The sequence below is a fragment of the Chloroflexus sp. genome, from assembly GCF_034431535.1.
Classification (GTDB): Bacteria; Chloroflexota; Chloroflexia; order Chloroflexales; family Chloroflexaceae; genus Chloroflexus.
Window position 1 is genome coordinate 1 of sequence record NZ_DAOUDC010000044.1, and the last position, 20,052, is coordinate 20,052.

At 59.9% G+C, this 20,052-nt stretch carries 15 protein-coding genes; 12 read left to right on the top strand and 3 right to left on the bottom strand.

Annotated features, from left to right (window positions below; translation table 11 throughout):
- The first annotated feature begins 267 nt into the window (after positions 1-267).
- The 3 genes from U9R61_RS10195 to U9R61_RS10205 all read left to right on the top strand — a co-directional run bounded on the left by U9R61_RS10195 (position 268) and on the right by U9R61_RS10205 (position 2,971).
- Entirely contained in the window at positions 268-1,302 is a 1,035-nt protein-coding gene (locus tag U9R61_RS10195) for an L-threonylcarbamoyladenylate synthase (RefSeq protein ID WP_322488709.1), read from the top strand.
- A gap of 68 nt (positions 1,303-1,370) precedes the next feature.
- Positions 1,371-2,201, top strand: a complete 831-nt coding sequence (locus tag U9R61_RS10200) for a site-specific DNA-methyltransferase (RefSeq protein ID WP_322488710.1) — start codon at positions 1,371-1,373, stop codon at positions 2,199-2,201.
- Positions 2,198-2,971, top strand: coding sequence for a PmeII family type II restriction endonuclease (locus U9R61_RS10205; protein WP_322488787.1), 774 nt, complete (start codon positions 2,198-2,200; stop codon positions 2,969-2,971). Before U9R61_RS10200 ends, U9R61_RS10205 begins: the two co-directional genes overlap by 4 nt.
- Positions 2,972-3,294: 323 nt before the next feature.
- Here the strand turns inward: U9R61_RS10205 and U9R61_RS10210 are convergent, their stop codons facing one another.
- Together U9R61_RS10210 and U9R61_RS10215 are read right to left on the bottom strand one after the other, a co-directional pair.
- The gene (locus tag U9R61_RS10210) at positions 3,295-3,987 is read right to left on the bottom strand and encodes a WD40 repeat domain-containing protein (RefSeq protein WP_322488711.1); all 693 of its coding nucleotides are present in this window, start codon (positions 3,985-3,987) and stop codon (positions 3,295-3,297) included.
- Positions 3,988-4,106: 119 nt separating this feature from the next.
- A complete protein-coding gene (locus U9R61_RS10215) occupies positions 4,107-4,385 on the bottom strand; it encodes a hypothetical protein (RefSeq protein ID WP_322488712.1) in 279 nt (92 codons plus the stop codon).
- Between the two features lie 320 nt (positions 4,386-4,705).
- Between U9R61_RS10215 and U9R61_RS10220 the strand changes: the two genes are divergently transcribed.
- A complete protein-coding gene (locus tag U9R61_RS10220) occupies positions 4,706-7,396 on the top strand; it encodes a beta-galactosidase (protein ID WP_322488713.1) in 2,691 nt (896 codons plus the stop codon).
- Between the two features lie 39 nt (positions 7,397-7,435).
- On the opposite strand, the gene U9R61_RS10225 is transcribed toward U9R61_RS10220, so the two are convergent.
- Positions 7,436-9,466 carry a cation:proton antiporter gene (locus U9R61_RS10225; RefSeq protein ID WP_322488714.1) on the bottom strand — a complete coding sequence of 677 codons (2,031 nt, stop codon included), beginning with the start codon at positions 9,464-9,466 and terminating at the stop codon, positions 7,436-7,438.
- 175 nt (positions 9,467-9,641) lie between these two features.
- Here U9R61_RS10225 and U9R61_RS10230 point away from each other — a divergent pair, with 175 nt between their 5' ends.
- The 8 genes from U9R61_RS10230 (at position 9,642) to gcvPB (ending at position 20,033) form a co-directional block, all read left to right on the top strand.
- Complete coding sequence (locus U9R61_RS10230) at positions 9,642-10,706, top strand: glycosyltransferase family 2 protein (RefSeq protein WP_322488715.1); 1,065 nt, start codon at positions 9,642-9,644, stop codon at positions 10,704-10,706.
- Between the two features lie 61 nt (positions 10,707-10,767).
- A complete protein-coding gene (locus U9R61_RS10235) occupies positions 10,768-12,930 on the top strand; it encodes a glycoside hydrolase family 2 protein (RefSeq protein WP_322488716.1) in 2,163 nt (720 codons plus the stop codon).
- A 420-nt stretch (positions 12,931-13,350) separates the two neighbouring features.
- Complete coding sequence (locus U9R61_RS10240; RefSeq protein WP_322488717.1) at positions 13,351-14,490, top strand: CpXC domain-containing protein; 1,140 nt, start codon at positions 13,351-13,353, stop codon at positions 14,488-14,490.
- Positions 14,491-14,505: 15 nt separating this feature from the next.
- Positions 14,506-15,609: a glycine cleavage system aminomethyltransferase GcvT gene (gcvT, locus tag U9R61_RS10245; RefSeq protein ID WP_322488718.1), complete on the top strand. Its 1,104-nt coding sequence runs from the start codon at positions 14,506-14,508 to the stop codon at positions 15,607-15,609.
- Positions 15,610-15,620: 11 nt separating this feature from the next.
- A complete protein-coding gene (gene gcvH / locus U9R61_RS10250; RefSeq protein WP_322488719.1) occupies positions 15,621-16,010 on the top strand; it encodes a glycine cleavage system protein GcvH in 390 nt (129 codons plus the stop codon).
- Positions 16,011-16,146: 136 nt separating this feature from the next.
- Positions 16,147-17,481, top strand: a complete 1,335-nt coding sequence (gene gcvPA / locus U9R61_RS10255; RefSeq protein WP_322488720.1) for an aminomethyl-transferring glycine dehydrogenase subunit GcvPA — start codon at positions 16,147-16,149, stop codon at positions 17,479-17,481.
- A gap of 88 nt (positions 17,482-17,569) precedes the next feature.
- The gene (locus U9R61_RS10260; protein ID WP_322488721.1) at positions 17,570-18,562 is read left to right on the top strand and encodes an aminoglycoside phosphotransferase family protein; all 993 of its coding nucleotides are present in this window, start codon (positions 17,570-17,572) and stop codon (positions 18,560-18,562) included.
- Positions 18,555-20,033: an aminomethyl-transferring glycine dehydrogenase subunit GcvPB gene (gcvPB, locus tag U9R61_RS10265; protein ID WP_322488722.1), complete on the top strand. Its 1,479-nt coding sequence runs from the start codon at positions 18,555-18,557 to the stop codon at positions 20,031-20,033. The genes U9R61_RS10260 and gcvPB overlap by 8 nt, the downstream gene beginning before the upstream one ends.
- The last annotated feature ends 19 nt before the right edge of the window (positions 20,034-20,052 follow it).

Genomic DNA, 20,052 nt, shown 5'->3' on the forward strand with positions numbered 1-20,052 from the left:
GGCGGCGTCCAGCGCGGCTGGACACCGCCCGACCGAAGCAATCTCCCCCTTCGGCGGACAGGATCCGCTCCCGTGCTCGCAGGAGATTGCTTCACCGCGCATGGCGTGGCTTGCAATGACAACCGGGAAGTGAGGTACATGTCCCCACCGCCTACCCCCCCTCTGCGTCCTCTGCGCCCTATGCGGTAAAAATCGCTATCCGGATCATAGAGTACAATACCTGATCATAACCTTCTGCGGTACGTCTAAACGCATGACAGTAGATTGATGCAAACCCAACGGCTTGACACATCCCCGGCGGCAATTGCACACGCTGCCGAATTACTCCGGCGCGGCGAACTTGTCGCCTTCCCGACCGAGACCGTCTACGGCCTAGGCGGTCACGCGCTCGACGAGACAGCGGTCACGGCGATCTTTACCGCCAAAGGCCGGCCGGCCAGCGATCCGCTGATCGTGCATTTGGCCCATGCCAGCGACTTGCCAATCGTAGCCGCTGCAACACCGCCGCTAGCCACCCAACTGGCCGCCGCCTTCTGGCCCGGCCCGCTCACGCTCATTCTGCCCCGTCACCCGCGGGTGCCGCTCGCCGTCACCGCCGGACGCGAAACGGTGGCTGTTCGTGTGCCGGCCCACCCGGTAGCGCATGCGCTGCTGGTCGCCGCCGGTGTGCCAGTAGCCGCGCCGAGCGCCAACCGTTTCGGCCATACCAGCCCCACTACCGCCGACCACGTACTGGCCGATCTCGCGGGCCGGATTGTTGCCGTCATTGACGGCGGCGCCACCCCAATCGGGATCGAGTCGACCGTGCTCGACTGCACCACCACCCCACCCACCCTGCTCCGTCCCGGCGGGATCAGCCTCGAAGCGTTGGGTGCCGTGATCGGGCCGGTACAGGTGCGCAACCGCCCTCCTGCTGCCGAACAGCACGGACTTGCGTCACCCGGCCTGCTCGACCGCCACTACGCGCCCGATCACGAATTATGGCTGTTCAGCGGCCCGCCGGCAGCAGCCCTAGCCCGCCTGCGCGCCGAAGCGGAAGCGGCGCTACGCGCCGGGTTGCGGGTCGGCGTGCTCTTGCCCGACGACGATCTCACCTTCATACACGATCTACCGGTCGCGATCGAATCGCTCGGCCCGGCCAACGACCCGGCCACGATGGCCCACCGCCTCTACGCCGCCCTTCGCGCCCTCGACGCGCGCCAGCCCGATCGCATGCTGGCCCGCGACCTCGACGACGCTGGCCTTGGCCGCGCCCTCCGTGACCGGCTGCGACGGGCAGCGGCAAGGGTGGTGGAGGTTTGACGAGGGTCGAGCAATAAGCTAAAATCTGAAAAGATGTTCTATGTTTACCAAAGGATGTCTTGACCACTATGGAAGCACCAAACACTGTGCAACTTATCCTTGGCGATTGCCGAGATGTCTTAAAAACGTTGCCATCCGATTCGGTTGACCTTATTTTCACCTCGCCGCCGTATGCCGATCGGCGTAAACACACGTATGGCGGTATTGCTCCTGAAGAATATGTGGATTGGTTTCTGCCAATTGGTCAAGAATTGTTGCGTGTTCTCAAACCAGATGGTACGTTCATTCTCAATATCAAAGAGAAAGCTGAACATGGTGAACGCCACACCTATGTGATTGAGCTTATTTTAGCGTTACGCCAACAAGGCTGGTTATGGACGGAAGAATTTATTTGGCATAAGAAAAATTGCTATCCCGGTAAGTGGCCGAATCGCTTTCGTGATGCGTGGGAACGCTTGATTCAGTTTAACAAAACCAAGCGCTTCAAGATGTTTCAAGAAGCGGTTATGGCGCCGATGGGTGACTGGGCTGAGAAACGGCTCAAAAACCTGAGCCAAACCGATCTCATCAGAGACAACTCACGGGTTGGCAGCGGTTTTGGGAAACGAGTGGCAAATTGGTTGAGCCGCGATAACGTGTATCCGACGAATGTCCTGCATCTCGCCACTGAAACTAAAAATCGTCGCCATAGCGCCGTTTTCCCTGAGGCGTTGCCTGAGTGGTTTATCAAACTGTTTACCCAAGAAGGCGATACGGTTCTCGATCCATTTATGGGATCGGGAACCGCCATCAAAGTGGCGCGCCGGATGAACCGGCGTGGGATCGGGATTGAGATTCTGCCGGAGTATTTTGCGCTGGCCGAAGAAGAAATGGCCAAAGAGGCGCCGAGATTACTATAAGCAGTAATGATCTTGTCGCCGAGGCTCGGCATTACGTCCGAGCGCATATTGGCGCATTTCATGAAAAGCGCCTCAATAGTTTACGCAATCTCGAGCTCAAGCAGATTCTTAAGCGTAAAAACCCTTACCTCTTCCGCGCTAAAAATATTCTCGTTGCTTCCGATCTCATTCGTCTCTTGCTGGAAGCACACTTGTCTTCGCAGGAAGAGACTCTATTTGGTGAATTTCTAGAAGGTCTGGCGATACACGTATGCAATCAAACATTCGCCGGCAAAAAATCTGCTTTTCCCAGCATTGATCTTGAATTCAGTAAGGAAAGCGTTTATTACATCGTTTCGATTAAGTCAGGTCCCAATTGGGGCAATGCCGATCAAATTCGCAAGATGCGTGAAAACTTTCGTGAGGCAGCCGATAAAATCCGGCAACAACAATCCGGTATCGAGGTAGTTGCCATTAATGGCTGTTGCTATGGCCAAGATGCCAATCCAGATAAAGGCGACTATTGGAAACTCTGTGGTCAAGCCTTCTGGTCGTTTATCTCAAACGGTGAAGAGGAACTGTACAAGCACATTATCGAGCCGCTCGGATTTGAAGCGCGTGAGCGCAATGAAGCATTTCAGCAAGCATATGCTGAGATTATTAATGCATTCACTGCTGATTTTATTTCCGATTTCTGTAATGAGCGAGGTGCGATTAATTGGGATAAGTTGATAGAGTTCAACTCATCGCAATTGACAATACGCGAACGGAAGAAAAAATATCACGTATAAATAGCATTAACGTTGCTTCTCTATCTTTGTCGTTGCGAGCCGTGCAGAGGGACAGAGCGATGTGACGGTTAGCCTATGTCATTGCGAGCCGCCAACGGCGGCGAAGCAATCTCCTGCGTCAGCGAAAGATATGCCTGTACGCCATTGGTCTGCGCCGAAGCGGGAGATTGCTTCGGGCGCTGTGCGTCCTCGCAATGACACGCGCACATGTCCCGCTCCCCGTCTGTCATTGCGCGCCGCGCCCGATCCATCCCCACCCGTTACACCCGTGTTTATTCGTGTCCCGTGCCCCGTTGCGGCGAAGATGCGCCGTGACAGATGGCCTACTCTTCTACTCGCCAGACCCGAATCTCGCTGAGACCAACGTCGATCAACCACCGGCTGTCAGGACCAACCAAAAGCTTATCTAAACTGCGCGGCGATCCGCTCAACACCCGCACCCGCCGGTCATCAGCCAGCCAGCGCAGCGTAATCGGTTGCCTTAGCGGATATCGGCCAACGAAGAAGTCAGATCCCGACGCAGGATCGGCAGCCGGCGCAGCTAACCATTGCCCGTCAGGGCTTATGACAGCGCGCATGCTGTCTAAGCGGAAGGTGTTGGTCAAGGTCGACGGTTCGGTAACGGTTGGCACCTCTGATACAGGAAACGTTTGTTCGTGAACGAGCTCCCACGTTGTGGTATCATAGGTCTTGATCGTATAGCCCCCCACACTGAGCCGGGAACCGTCGAGACTAAACGCGATGCTGCCCACCGGTTCCGCCTGAATTTGGCGCACCACTGCCGGCTGCACCACGTCAATCAGCCAGACTCCCTCCGGCAAAGTTGTGACGGCGATATACCGGCCATCGGGGCTAAAAGCCAGTTGCCGCGCTACCGTGATAGCTGGGTCGTCGATGCGCACTGACCACAGTTGGTCTTGGTTCACGCCATCCCAAAGCTGCACTTCGGGGCCATGGGCAGGGTTCGCTTCGGTCACGGCCAAGGTACAGCCATCGAGTGAAAACGCGAGCCACATCTCTGTCAACTCTTCCGGCGTTAATCAACAAACAAGGTACGCGCGCACCTTGCCGCTGGCTAGATCGTAGATCGTGACCGCGCCCCGTTGCCCGACCGCCAACCGTGAACTATCGGGAATCACGGCCAGATAGCTGCCGGTGGGAAAGTGGGAAAGAACGTGAGCGGTTGGTTATCTGGAAAGCTGAGGATAGTGGTCTGGTAGCTGCTCGCTACCACTAACCGGCCATCCGGCACAAAGACTGCCGAAAGATACCCGCCGGACTCCCAGATGTATGCCGGCGGTACCGCCGTCGCCGTCGCTTGGCGCGTATTGGCCTGCTCATCAGTGACTGATGACAGGAGTTGCCACAAGACGACACCCATCACAATCGCAAGTCCGAAAAAGAGTGCCAGCATGAGGGCGGCTAACCCAAACCGCAGTGATCGTTACATACACCCCCCCCAATCGCTTGATGCGTCTATCTGAACAACACCGCAGCTTAGGCGCGGGATGACCGTATGGCCTTTATTATGAGCGCACGAGTACCCGAAATGCGGTCGTTTTACGCACCGTTTTAAGGTTTCATAACACGCTTGCCTCTTGCTAAAGCACCGTATATCAAGCAGTTTTTTGCGCTTCTACGCACAATGTTTGCATTCGACAGTTCCACCCGTCTATGTCATGATTAAGGGCATACCGCGTCAAAGCTGATGTGGTGTGATGAGCGAGGTTGAATATGAGCGCTACTGTTTCCGTTGGCCGCAACGGGATCGAACTTGACGGCCAACCCTTCTATCTCCTCTCTGGGTGTATTCACTATTTCCGCTGGCCGCGCGCCGAGTGGCGCCCGCTGCTTGAACAGGCACGGTGGGCCGGGATCAACACAATCGATACCGTGATTCCGTGGAACCGCCACGAGCCGCAACCCGGCGTGTTCGATTTTAGTGATGAAGCCGATCTTGGCGCGTTCCTCGACCTTTGCCACGAGCTGGGTTTGAAGGCAATTGTGCGCCCCGGCCCCTACATCTGCGCCGAGTGGGAAAATGGCGGGTTGCCGGCATGGCTGACGGCTAGCGGCGATGTGCGCTTGCGCACCGATGATCCAGCCTTCGTAACCGCGGTGTTGCGCTGGTTTGACACCCTAATGCCAATCCTTGTGCCACGCCAGCATACCCGCGGCGGGCCGATTATCCTTTGCCAGATCGAAAATGAGCACTGGGCATCGGGCGTCTACGGGGCCGATGAGCATCAATTGACACTGGCCCGCGCCGCGCTCGAACACGGGATCGAGGTGCCGCAGTATACCTGTATGGGAGCTACCCCCGGCTATCCCGAGTTCCGTAATGGTTGGAGCGGGATCGCTGAGAAGTTGGTGCAGACGCGCCAGCTTTGGCCTGACAACCCGATGATTGTCTCGGAGCTGTGGAGTGGTTGGTTCGATAATTGGGGCGGCCAACGCCAAACTCGCAAGACGGCGGCCAAACTCGATGTAACCCTGCACCAACTGACGGCGGTGGGGTGCGCCGGATTCAGCCATTGGATGTGGGCTGGCGGCACCAATTTCGGCTATTGGGGCGGGCGCACCGTCGGCGGCGATTTGATCCACATGACTACGAGTTACGATTATGACGCGCCGGTCGATGAGTATGGCCGCTTGACCGAAAAGGCGCTGGTTGCCCGCCGCCATCATCTCTTCCTTAGCTGCTTCGGCGCGGCGTTGTCAGCGGTATTAGCCGATGCTATGCCCGGCGGGATCACCGTGATTCCGCCAGCGGCGATTGCTGGCAGGAGCGAGGGCGGCGCGCAGCCCTACCGTACCGTGCGCGCCGGCCCCACCGCACCGCCAGCATGGCGTGACTTCTGCACCACCTTCCTTGCCAACCCCGGCCTCGAAGCCACGACTTATGAAGTGTTCATGCCTTCGGGTGAGCATCTGAGCGTTGAAGTTGAACCAACCAGCATTCGCCCGATCTTTGCCAACCTGCCGCTCGGCGAGAGCGGGATTACCATTGCCAGCCATACCGGTCGCATTCTCGGTTATTGGCCGGAACAGGGCACATTCGTTATCTATGGCCGTGAAGGCGAGCAAGGATCGCTCACCCTGCGATTGCCGTCATCGCCCGATGGCATCTACGCTGATGATGTTAGCTTGACAGCGCGGGTGACGCTATGCAATGATCTGCTCCGGATCGATTACTGGATCACTGCTGAGGGTCGCCGGATCGAGGTAGCGTGGGAGGATCACGCGCTCTTGATCGAACTATTGCCGCAGGCGCTGGCCGAACGCTACGGCAGCCAACCATTGCCACCACCCTCCCAACCGCACCGCAGCGTCCTTACCACCCGCGCATTTGCAGTGGCAGAGGCGACTGACGACACTGGTTGGCAGCCAATCGCTGCCCCTGCGCCGCTCGAACAGCTCGGCTGCCCCTACGGTTATGGGTGGTATCGGGCTGAGATCGAGCTTGACGCGCCGCTAGACACGACGATCGCCGCACCCGAACTCAGCGATCGGGCGCTGGTGCTGATCAACGGCGAGTTCGCCGGTGTCTTGGGCGTCGCGCCGACCGGGCCGCGCTACACGATCGCGCTTGACTTGCCGGCTGGCCGCCATGATCTGCGCCTGTTAGTCGATAATCTGGGCCGGTTCAATTATGGCCTGAATCTGGGGGAACGAAAAGGCTTGCTCGCCCCCTTGTATCTCAATGGCAACCAAGCAGACATCTCGGCGGGCTGGTATGCCTATTGGCAAGAGGTGCAATTTGCCGGCGAAGCGGTTGCCAACATCAAGCCGTGGGCCGCGCGTCCCGACGCCGGCAACGTTCACCTGAGCCGGTTTGCGTGGGCTGGGCCGATGGTGTGGCTGATCCGTCTGATCGAGGTGCAGGCCGGGCGGCGCTACCGGGTGCATATCACCGGCGACCGCAACTCTGGCGCGTTCTTCGTCAACGGCGTCGCTGTCGAACGGTTTAGCCGCCATCGCAGCGGCGGGTTGATTGACGCTGACATCACCGATCTGCTGAAACCGGGAACCAACACACTCGCCTTGCAGATTCTCAACTACGCTGGCGCGCCGTGGCGCGCGACGCTGATCAGCTACGACGCTAACCAACCGCTACCGGCCCAGTGGAGCTTTCGCGCCGGTGTGACCGTCAGCGACCAACCGGCCCCGCCTGCCGGCCCAGCTTTCGTACAAGCAATCTTTGCCCGCGCCGATCTACCCGCCGCCATTCAGCGCCTCGCGCTGCGCCCCGGCACCCTCGACAAAGGCCACATTTGGCTCAACGGCCAGAATTGCGGGCGATTCTGGCAGATTGGGCCACAGGAAGCGTATAAGCTGCCGGTCTCATGGTTAGCGGCACACAACGAGCTGCTGCTCTTTGTCGAACAACACCGCAGCGGTGCGGTGGAATTGGTGTATGAGTGATTGTTGGCTAGGTGGAACCGCACCGCTGTGCGGCTCTACTTACCTGTCGGCCAACACCGCTTCGCGCGCAACCGTCGCGCCGCTGATCAATTGCTCGGCGGCAGCAATCTGGTCGCTCTCACCGATCAATCCAACCAGATCGCCAGCCTGAAACACTGTACTCGATTTCGGGTTGGCGATCAACTGTTGATTGCGGATCAACGCGATCACCGAAGCGACGGTGCGCGCGCGAATATTTGCTTCAGCTAACGTCTGACCAACGATCGGACTCTGTTCGCCCACCATCCGCCACGCGATCTCGATCCCGCGCACGGCCCGCACCATCTGATCGAGCGCCTGATGTTCGGCGGGACTAGAGACGGTGAAATCGTACTCATCGCGCCGCACGGCATCCGTGTAACCTTGCACTTGGGTAGCCGGATACCCCAAGCAGAGCAAGGTATGGCGCATGACCTCCAACCCGCCTTCTAGTTCAGGGTGAATCACATCGCGCGCGCCAAGGTCGATCAGGCGCCCAACGCCTTTGGTAGTGGCAGCGCGAGCGATAATGGGCAGATTGGGGGCAATTTTGCGCACCGCCGCCACCACCATTTCGGTCGCCATCTCATCAGGCAACGTCACTACCAACGCGCGCGCCCGTTCAAGCCCAGCATGCACGAGCACATCCGAATTGGCCGCATCGCCGAAGAGGGTTGGCACGCCGTGAGCATTAAATTCGGCAGCACGGCCCGAGTCAATTTCGATGACTAGTCGCGGTATCCCTAGCTTCTCCAGCACGGTCACAATATGCTGGCCCACCCGGCCATAGCCGACCACCACCACGTGGCCCTCACGTGGCAAGGCGAGCTCAGCCGGCTGCAAAGGATGGCTGTCGAACCATTGCCAGAGCCGGGGGGAAACCCGCTGCATGGCCCGTTCGATCGGCTTGATCAGGCGGAACATCAGCGGATTGACCATGATCGACAGCAACGCACCGGCCAAAATCAGCGAATACTGCTCTTGATTGAGCAAGCCCAACGCCATCCCACCGCTGCCCAGAATGAACGAAAACTCGCCGATCTGGCTGAGTCCCGCTGCAACCACCAACATTGTCCGCCCGCTTGCCGGCAAAAAGAAGCCGAGCAGTTGGGTAATGAAGGCCTTGCCGAGCACGATCAGTGCGGTTAGCGCTAGTACCTGCCCCGCATTCGCCCACAAGTAGAGCGGGTTGATAATCATGCCGACCGAGACGAAAAAGATGACCGCAAACGTCTCGCGGAATGGCAAGACATCATCGCCGATTTGATGGCTAAACTGCGACTCGCTCAGCACCACGCCGGCCAAAAATGCGCCGAGCGCCAGCGAGATATCGAAAAAGGCAGCCGCGCCAAAAGCGGTGCCGAGCGCAATCGCCACCGCAGCCAGAATGAACAGTTCGCGCGAGCGCGTGCCGGCGATCACATCCAGCAACTTCGGCAAAAGTCGCCGTCCGGCAAACAGCATCACCGCCACGAAGAGGGCCGCCTTCAGCAGCGAAAAAGCGCCGGAGAGCAGCGATTGTTCGCTCTGGCTGCCAAAGATGATCGGCAACAAGACCAAAATCAATACGGTTGCAAGGTCTTCCAGCACCAGCCAACCCACCGCAATCCGCCCGGCGCTGGTATTGAGCAAGCCGTTGTCCATTAATCCGCGCAACAAGACCACCGTGCTCGCGATCGAAATCGACATGCCGAGCAGCAGGCCCGACACCGGCGCCCAGCCCCACAACTGGCTGAGCGCAAAACCGAGCGACGTGGCAATCGCCATCTGCAAGATCGCGCCGGGGAGGGCGACTTGCCGCACTGCCCACAAATCTTTGAGCGAAAAATGCAGGCCAACCCCAAACATCAAAAAGATCACGCCAATCTCGGCCAGTTGGCTAATATCTTCCACATCGCCGACAAAGCCCGGCGTAAACGGACCGATCGCCATCCCAGCCACTAAATACCCAACAATCGTTGGCAGACCGAGCCGCCGAGCCAGCACCCCGCCGGTGAATGCTACCACCAAGGCAATGGCCAAATTTGCCAGCAATGAAATGTTGTGATGCATAGCACAGCTCCGGTCACCAAGCGCAGCGGAAGCACATCCGTAGGAATGGGATTTGGGGAAGAAACCTGCGCAGCGTGGCACAGATGGAATGCAATACGCATGATAGAGAATGAATGAATGACTGTCAAAAGCGCAACCGAGCTGTGGTACACTGAAAGCTACGAGATACATACCAGTGCTACCATCACTGCGCCATAGTCGCTGCGCTCATACCGCTATGCTGACCATCGTGATCGTGTCGTGGAATGTGAAAGAGCTGCTCCGCCGCTGCCTCACCGCCGTCAAGGCCTCGCTTGCGGCTGGCAATCTCGCTGCCGAGATCATTGTGGTTGACAACGATAGCCACGATGGCACGCCGGCAATGGTACGCAGCGAATTTCCCGATGTGCAGGTGATCGAAGCCGGCGCCAATCTTGGCTTTACCGCCGGCAATAATCTGGCCCTGCGCAGGTTGTTGCAACGGCCTGACGGCGGCCCTGAGTTTGTCCTCTTGCTCAACCCCGATACCGAGCCGGTGGCCGATGCGATCCCGCAATTGGTCGCCTTTCTCCAGAATCATCCAGCCGCGATCGCAGTCGGCCCGCGCTTACTCTACAGCGATGGCAGACTCCAATCATCGTGCCGCCGCTTCCCCACCCCGCTTACGATGGTCTGGGAGAGTACGCCATGGGAACGGCTGTGGCCGAACAACCCGTGGAAGCGCCGGTATCACTGCGCCGATCGCGATCCTCACCGCGTCCAGCGCGTGGGTTGGCTAGTTGGTGCAGCCTTGCTCGTGCGCACCGCCGCTATCCGCCAAGCCGGTTTGCTCGATGAGCGATTTTTTATGTATAGTGAGGAGTTGGAATGGCAGTGGCGGTTGCAATGGCGCCATCCGGCACCGCCGCCTCCCAACGATACCCGATGCGAGAGTGTCGAAGTCAGTAGCCAGATTTGGTACTTGCCTAAGGTTACGGTCATCCATCACGAAGGCAAGAGCAGTGAACAGGTTCCGGTTGGCCGCTACCGTTATTTCCAAGCGAGCCGCTTGCTGCTGGCCCGGATGTGGTACGGTTGGCCGGCAGCGGCGCTGCTGCACCGATTGATCTGGCTCGGCTATCAGTACGAATTGATTGTCGAGACGCTTAAACTGGCGTTGGGCCACCGGCCCACCTTGCGCCGGCAACGGATTATGACCTACCGGCAGGTGTTGGATGCACTCGACAGATTACAGATTGGCGATCATGTGAACACTTATTGACGCCGCACGGCCGTTCGGTTGGAGCCGCACCGCCGTGCGGCGCTACAGGACGCTAAACGTTATGCATCTTGATACGTTGGCTGACGGCTGGCAGATTCGCCCGCTAGCCGAATTTACCCAAGGCATTTATCCACGCAATGATCAGGGGTGGTTGCCGGCTATTGTGCCGGCCCATTGGCAGCAATTGCCCGGCCTTGAAACCCACAGCGGCAAAGTTGTATACCGCTGCCGGTTTGCCAACCATCCCGCACCCGACTCGCTGCCCGGCGAACGGCGCTGGTTGCGGATCAACGGCGCGTTCTATTACCGCCATACCTATTTCAACGGGGTCGATCTTGGCGCGCACGAAGGCTATTTCGAGCCGTCCGAGCACGAGCTTACCACGCTCTTGAAGCCTGAAAATACCCTTATCATCGAACTCGATTGCCCCGACGAGCACAATAAAATCGGTAAGCGCATGATTACCGGCGTCTTTTCCCACTGGGATTGCTTCGATCCGCAAGCCAATCCGGGCGGGATTTGGCTGCCGGTCGAGTTGCACCGTAGCGGGCCGGTGCGGTTGCGCGCTGCCCGCCTGCGCACCGAGCATTGCGATGCCCGGCTGGCCCAGTTGCGCTTTGCCCTTGACCTCGATGCTGCGCAGGCTGTGGCGATCCGCAGCGAAATCGTCTTTGCTCCGCTGACCTTTCACGGCGAGACGCAGGTCTTCACCGTGCAACGGCGTCTGCGCACCGGCGCGCAGACGGTGCAGGGCTTGCTGAAACTGCGCGAGCCGCGGCGCTGGTGGACGCACGATCTTGGCCGGCCTGATCTCTATCAAGTGACGGTGCGGATCTGGCTTGATGATGCGCTCAGCGATGAGCAGTCGTTTGCCTATGGCGTGCGCACCTTCGAGCTGCGCGACTGGATTCCGCACCTGAACGGTGAACGGTTCCTCGCGAAGGGCAATAACTACCCTCCCGGCGATATGCGCATCGCGACGATGAATCGCGAACGGGCCGATCGCGATCTCGCCTTGGCCCGCGAGTGCCACATGAATATGCTGCGCGTCCATGCCCATATTGACCATCCGGCCTTCTACGCCGCCGCCGATGCCGCCGGCATCTTGCTCTGGCAAGATTTTCCGCTTCAGTGGATCTATCGCACCGAGGTGTTGCCGGCGGCGCGCCATCAGGCGCAGGCTATGGTGCGCTTGCTCGGCAACCATCCCAGCATCGCGATCTGGTGCATGCACAACGAGGCGATCTATCTCGAAGACACTGCCGATGAGTCGCTAGGCGCCCGCCTGCGCACTTACCAGTCGGCGTTCATTTTTAGCTGGAACCGCGACGTGATGGATGTGCAGTTGAAGCAGATCGTCGAAGAGGAAGACCCAACTCGCCCCGTGATCCGCTCGTCGGGTGAGCCAGACGTGCCCTATGTGCGCATCGGCACCGATGCCCATGCCTACTTTGGTTGGTACCGCACCTACGGCACGTTGGCGTTTGGCGAAATCGTGCGCGCCCGCTTCCCTAACAACCTGCGCTTTGTGACCGAATTCGGCGCGCAGAGCTTTCCGAACCTCGAAAGCAGTCTGCGCTTCATGCCCGACCCGCTCGATGATGCCGCTATTGCCCGCCTTGTTGAACGGCACGGATTGCAGGCCGAGATTATGTCGGCGTGGTATCCGTGGCGACAAGCCGCCTCGCTGGCCGAAGTCATCGAGATGTCGCAGAACTATCAAGCCGAACTCAACCGCTTTTACGTCGATCGCTTGCGTTACCACAAATATCGCCCGACCGGCGGGATGATTGCGTTTCTGTTTGTTGATCCCTACCCGGCTGTGCTGTGGAGCGTGATCGATTATTGGCGGGTGCCCAAGCGTTCGTACTACGCCCTGCGCGATTGCTTCCGCCCGCACTATGCCTTTACCCTGATCGAACCGCGTGACTTCGTGATCGGCGAAGTGATTGATGTACCAATCTACGCTGTCAACGATGCCCGCCAACCGTTGGCCGGCGCGCAAGTCACCATCACGATGCGCGATCCTGCTGACGCTGAATTGGCCACCGTCGTGCGTTATCTCGACCTGCCCGCCGACTCACTCGCCACCGAGATCGATCATCTGCGCCTCACTCTTCTTCACCCCGGACGGTACACGATCGAGTTCCGCTTGATCGGGGCCGGGCCGGAATTCACCAACCGCTACCATCTGACTGTCGTAGAAGCTGCGGCGGGCCAGTGAGCAAAGCCCGTGCCCCTTTTGTTACCGCCGAGAGCGCTAAGGACGCAGAGGATGATGAGGAGCGGCAGTACGGCATTGCACGGGCGCGCCGCACCCGCAGCAATCCCCCGCTGAGGCGCCGACCAATGGCGTAAAGGCATCCCTCCCGCTGAAGTAGGAGCTTGCTTCGCCTCGCTCCGCTCGGCTCGCAATGACAAGCGGGGAGCGGCTCTTCCCCAAAAACCTCTGCGCCCTCTGCGGATTCGGACAACCATCCGGCTCTACAGCGCCTTTGGGTGCTTTGCGTCTTTGCGTTGACCGCCTTTGCCCACTCTGCGCCTTAGCGTTGGGATCCGCGCACTAACGCAATGCAGAACGTCTACTGATGGTACAATACAGCGGAGGAAACGGATTCGCCGATCGGCAAGGTTGCAAGAACGTATGCCCATTTCGTACCGCGAGCAGGCGCCATTGACGTGTCCGCATTGCGGCAATGATTTTAGCGCCGAAATTTGGTTGATTATCGACGCCGACGAGGAGCCGGCAGCGGCAGCGGCGCTGCGCCGTGAAGAGGTGAACATGGTCGCTTGCCCGCACTGTGGCGCGCGTGGGCCGGCTGGCGCGCCGTTGCTGTATCACGATGCCCAAGCCCGCCGGGTGTTGTTTGCGCCCGCTCCCGGCGCGGCTGATCACGAGATTCGCGAGCAGGCCCGCGAGCTGCACGCCTTGCTGGTCGGTTCGATTGATATCGAGCAGCGGCGGCCTTATTTAGCCGATATTGACATCGCCCAAGATATGAGCGGGTTAGCCCACCTGCTGCGCCGGCTCGATGCCCGCCGGCGCGCACTGTCCGCCCCGCCCTCACCCCCGCCGGCTGCGGCGCCGGCTGCCGAACCGCCACCGTTGCTGGCCGCGGTCGAAACCTTGTTGGCCGCCGATACCGCCGCCGATCTCGAACTGGTGTTGGCCAAGCATCCCGAACTGCTCGAACCAGCGACCATCGCGACCCTCACCCAATTGGCCGACGTCGCCGCCGCCCAAGGTGAAGCCGAGATCGCGCAGGGCCTGCGCAATGCCCGCGATCTGCTCGCCCGTATGAGCCGCCGCGCCGAACCGGAACGCCTCACGGCGATTCCGCCCGACGCCCTGCAAGCTCTGTTGAGCGCCCATAGCGACGCTGAGCTCGAACAAGTGATTGCCCGCCATCCCTTGCTCTTGCGCCCTGAAATTGATGCATTGCTGGCCGCCGAAATCGAGATGGCGCTGGCGAGTGATGCTGAGCGGCTGGCCCAACTGTTAGAGGCGCGGCGCTCGATGTTGGCGGCTTTTCGCACGACACCTGCCCCCGCCAACGATTTAGAGACCGCTATCGAGGCGCTGTTGGTGGCCGATGACGAAGATGCGATTGCGCAGGTGATCGACCAGTACCCGCTCTTGCTCAGTGCGACGGCTGAACAGGCGTTGTGGGAATTTGCTGCCGAAGCTCGCGCTAGCGGTGATGAAGAGTTGGCCCGTCACGCGATTGCCTGCCGGGAACTGTTGCGCCGGCTGCGCGTCGGTTTGGAAGAAGACCGTTCATAACCAACGGAAATGCGTATGCTGAAACGAACCCCCTTTTACAACGCGCACCTTGCAATGGGCGCGCGCATGGTCGAATTCGGCGGCTGGGAGATGCCGGTCCAGTATCGCGGCATCATCGAGGAACACCACGCCGTGCGCAACCGGGCCGGGTTGTTCGATATCAGCCACATGGGCCGGTTCATGGTGCGCGGCCCCAATGCCGAAGCGTTCCTCCAACGCATGGTGACGTGCGATGTCAGCTCCATTCCACTCGGTCACGCCAGCTATGGTCTGCTCTGCCGGCCCAATGGCGGGATTGTTGATGATGTCTTTATCTACCACCTGCCCGATGAGTTTATGGTGGTGGTCAACGCTGCTAATCGCGCCAAAGACTGGGATTGGTTGCAGCAACATACCGCCGGGTTTGAGGTGGAGATAGAAGATCGATCTGAGCGCTGGGCAATGCTGGCGCTACAAGGGCCGCACGCCGAGCACCTGCTCACCACCGCAGAGGATTCAACTACGGCTGAGATTGGCTCGCTCCCCTTTCACGGGGTGGCGATGACCACCATCTTCGGCCAAAACGCTTTGATTGCTCGCACCGGCTATACCGGCGAAGACGGCTTTGAAATCTTTTTCGAGGCAGCGCATGCCGAACGCTTTTGGTACGGTTTGCTGGCGCTTGGCGGCAATGCGGTGCAAGCCTGCGGTCTCGGCGCGCGCGATAGCTTGCGCTTTGAGGCTTGTCTCGCCCTCTATGGCCATGAGATTGACGAAACGATCAACCCCTACGAGGCCCGTCTCGGTTGGGTGGTGAAGCTCGATAAGGATGATGTTATCGGGCGCGCAGCCTTGCAGGCGATTAAAGAGGCCGGCGTCACCCGTCGCCTTGTCGGGTTCGAGATGGTCGGCAAAGGAATTGCCCGTGGCGGCTACCAAGTGCAGCGCGTGACCGGCGAACCGGTTGGTTTTGTTACTAGCGGCATGCCCTCACCAACTCTTGGCCGCCCGCTCGGCATGGCCTACGTGCCAACCGACCTCAGCAGCGAAGGCAGTGAGTTTGATGTTATCGTGCGCGAGCGGCCCGTTCGCGCGCGCGTCGTGAAGATGCCCTTCTACAAGCCGCGCTACAAGCGCTAGAGGAGTTCGATATGGCTTACAACACTCCGTCCGATCTGCGGTACAGCAAAACCCACGAGTGGGTGCGCCACGAAGGTGATGAGGTGGTGATCGGGATCACTGACTATGCCCAGCATGCGCTTGGCGATGTGGTCTACGTCGAATTGCCCGCAGTCGGCGCAACCGTCACTGCCAGTGAAAGCTTCGGCGTAGTCGAGTCGGTCAAGGCGAGTTCGGATCTCTATGCGCCGGTCAGCGGCGAGGTGGTCGCGGTCAACACCGCTCTTGAGAGCGATCAGTCGCCGATTAACAACGATCCTTACGGCGCAGGTTGGATGCTGCGGGTGCGGCCAACCGGCGAGAGCGAGGAATTGCTCGATGCCGAGGCGTATGCTGCGTTTGTAGCCGAGATTGATCACTAGGCGGAGGTTGAACGTCATTGCGCGGGCGCGCAGCGCCCGCCGAAATTCCCTACTCTAGCGCTAACATCGTCGGTAGGGAAGTAACTAAACAACAACGCAACCGCCAGTGATCATTCTAGTCTAGATGGAACCAAGCATGACTCACTATATTCCGATTACCGATGCCGACCGGCAAGAAATGCTCAAAGCAATCGGAGTTGAGCGCATTGAAGACCTGTTTGTTGATATGCCGGCCAGCCATCGTTTCCCGTCGCTCGATCTGCCGCCGCCGCTGTCGGAACCGGAGCTGATGGCGGAACTGAACCGGTTGAGCGAGTTGAATGCCCATGCCCGCCGGTATAGCATCTTTTTGGGTGCAGGCGCATACAACCATTTTGTGCCGTCAGCGGTTGACCAGATTCTGCGCCGCGGCGAGTTTTATACTGCTTACACCCCGTACCAGCCGGAAATCAGCCAAGGCACTTTACAGGCCATTTTCGAGTATCAGAGCCTGATCTGCGCCTTGACCGGTATGGAGATCGCGAACGCTTCGCACTATGACGGCGCAACCGCACTGGCCGAGTCGGCGATTATGGCGCTCAATGTGGTGCGCAACCGGCGCAAGATTGTGGTGGCCCGCAGCGTTAATCCGCAGTACCGGGCCGTGCTTCGCACCTACCTGCAAGGGCTTGATGTCGAGATCGTCGGTGATGAGATGCCGGGTTCGTCGCTTGCCGATGCCTTGGCGCTGGTTGATGATCAGACGGCGCTGCTCATTGTGCAGAACCCCGATTTTCTGGGCCGGTTGCACGATCTGCGCGGTCTCGGCGCACAGGTGCAGGCCCGCGGCGCGTTGCTTGCGGTTCACTTCGACCCGATCGCGCTCGGTCTGTTCCAAACTCCTGCCGAAGTCGGGGCCGACATCGCCACCGGCGAGGGCCAGCCGCTCGGTTTGGGTCTGGTCTTTGGCGGCCCGTACCTCGGCATCTTTACCACTCGCCAAAAGTACGTGCATAAGATCGCCGGCCGCATTGTCGGCGTAACCAAAGATATCGATGGTCGCATGGGGTATGTGCTGACCCTGCGCGCTCGTGAGCAAGACATTCGCCGCGAACGAGCAACAAGCAATATCTGCACCAATCAGGGCTTGATGGCACTGGCCTCAGCGGTCTACTTGTCGCTGATGGGCAAGCGCGGCATGCGGATGGTGGCCGAAGTGACCTACCAGCGCGCCCACTACGCCGCCAAGCGGATTGCTGCCCTGCCCGGCTATCGCGTGCTTGATGACCAGCCCTTCTTCCGCGAGTTTGTGGTGCAATGCCCGCGCCCGGTGGCCGAGATCAATGCCGCGCTGCGCGCGCAGCATATCATTGGCGGCTATGACCTCAGCGCCGACGAACCGCAGCTCGGTAACGCGATGCTGCTCGCCGTCACCGAGATGAATACGCCAGCAGAGATTGACCGGTTGATATACGCATTGGCTGCTCTGTGACAAAGTGGGGCGCGGGCCGCCGGCCCGCTAACAACCTAACTTCCTCCTCCCCCCCAGCAGAGGGACTAGGAGGGGCAATATCAATCCGATGATCGAGGCGATTGCACCCAACCAGATCGAGCGCATCGTCACCCGCATCCTGCCGGGAGCGCGGGTGCGTGATGCTGCGCCGCTTGGCGCGCGAAGCCTGCTGGTCACGCTCAGCGACCGGCAGCTTGTGCTCCGCCTACCGGCTGGCGTCGATCGCTGGGCCGGCGAAGCGCTGCGAACCGAGACGCTCGTGCTGCGCGCACTGCAAGCTGAGATCGATATGCCACTGCCGAGCGTGGTCGGTGAAGCGGCTGCCAGTGGCGACGACCCGCCGGCACTCGCCTTGAGCTACCTTGCCGGCACACCGCTGTCCGAGATCATCACCGCCATTGATGAAGAATCACGTTTTGCGATTGGGCAGGCGCTGGCGCGCGTCATGGCGCGCGTGCATAGCTATCTGGCCCCGTCCTACGGCCAGGTGCGCGCCGAAGCTTTGCCGGCTCCCACCGCACAACCAGCCATGCTTGATGCCGATGTCGCCTACCTGCGCGAGCGGGTGGCGGCGGCAGCGGCTGACGCCGTAGCGCAAGGCAGCCTCACCGCCGAACAGAGCGAGTGGCTGCACGTCCGCCTCGCCGGTTGGATCACGACCACCGGACGCCCGGCCTGCCTCGTCCACGGCGACCTCCACCCTCGCCGGATTATTGTCCGCCGGTGGGAACGTGACTGGCGGCTGGTTGGCGTGGTTGGCTGGGGTTTCGCCCAAGCATGGCGTCCGGCGTGGGATCATGCCACCCTCCACCTCAACTTCGCCGATCCTGAGTATTTTGGCCTGCGCGCCGGATATGGCGTGGCCTACGACGAAACGACCGACCGCCGCTACGATCAGGTGCGCGAGTTTGCGCTCTTGCCCTACCGGCTGGCCCTCTTGCTTGAGCGCGAGCGGGCCGATCTCGCGCTTGCCATCGCCGATCAGCTTGATCAGGTGCATGCGCCGCCAGTGATTGCCACCCCTGATGAACCGATAGATGGAGTGCAGAGCAATGAATAACGAAGAACCGCCTATTTTTACGTACTCGCAGCCGGGCAAGATCGGCGCTAATCTACCGTCAGCCGGCGTTGAGACCACACCGTTGCCCGCCGAGCTGCTGCGCCAAGACGATCTGGCCGGCTTTCCCGAATTGACCGAGCCGGAAGTGATTCGCCACTTTACCCGCATCAGCCAGCGCAACTACTCGATCGACACCGGCTTTTACCCGCTGGGGTCGTGTACGATGAAGTATAATCCCAAGCTGCACGAAGAAGCCGCCCGCTTGCCCGGCTTTGCGGCCGCGCACCCGCTGCAAGATGAAGCATTGAGCCAAGGCGCGCTGCAACTAATGTATGAATTGCAGAGCTACCTTGGCGAGATCAGCGGCTTTGATGCGGTCAGCCTGCAACCTGCCGCCGGCGCGCAAGGCGAACTGACCGGCATTCTGGTCTTCCGGGCCTATCACCACGATCGCGGCGACACCCAGCGCACCGAAGTGTTGGTGCCCGACTCGGCCCACGGCACCAATCCAGCAACCGCGGCCATGGTTGGCTTGAAGGTAATCGAGCTAAAGAGCGACGCGCGCGGCAATGTTGACCTCGACGACCTCAAAGCCAAACTCTCGACGCGCACCGCCGGCATGATGCTGACCAACCCCAACACGCTAGGGTTGTTTGAAGAGCACATCGTCGAAATCTGCCGCCTCGTTCACGAAGCCGGCGGCCTGATGTACGGCGACGGCGCCAACTTCAACGCCATTCTCGGCATTGCCAAGCCGGGTGAATTGGGGTTCGACTTCATGCACTACAACCTGCACAAGACCTTCACCACCCCACACGGCGGCGGCGGCCCCGGTTCGGGCGCCGTCGGTTGCACCGCCGAATTAGCCCCGTACCTTCCCGGCCCGCGGGTGCGCCGGCGCGACGATGGCACATACGAGTTCTTTACCCCCGAAAAGAGCATTGGCCGTATGAAAGCCTTCCACGGCAACTTCGGCATGCTGGTGCGAGCATGGAGCTACATCCGCTCAATGGGGGCCGCCGGGTTGCGCACTGTCAGCGAAACGGCGGTGCTCAACGCCAACTACGTGCGGGTCATGCTGAAGGATATCTACCCGCAGGCGATCGATCGCATCTGCATGCATGAAGTGGTGTTGCGCGGCCAAATTGCCGGCGCGCCCAAGGATGTGCGCACGCTCGATATTGCCAAGCGGCTGATCGATTACGGTTTCCACCCGCCGACGATCTACTTCCCGCTGATCGTGCCGGAAGCGTTGATGATCGAGCCAACCGAAACCGAGAGCAAGCAGACGCTCGATCGCTTCATCGCCACAATGCGCCAGATTGCCGGTGAAGCGGTCGAGACGCCGGACGTATTGCACGCCGCGCCGACCAAAGCGCCGGTGCGCCGGTTGGATGAAGTACGTGCCGCTCGCCAGCCGATTTTGCGCTACGACGCCGAGGCGATCAGCCGCTTACAAACAGCTTCGTAGAATAGCGGGCACATGTCTT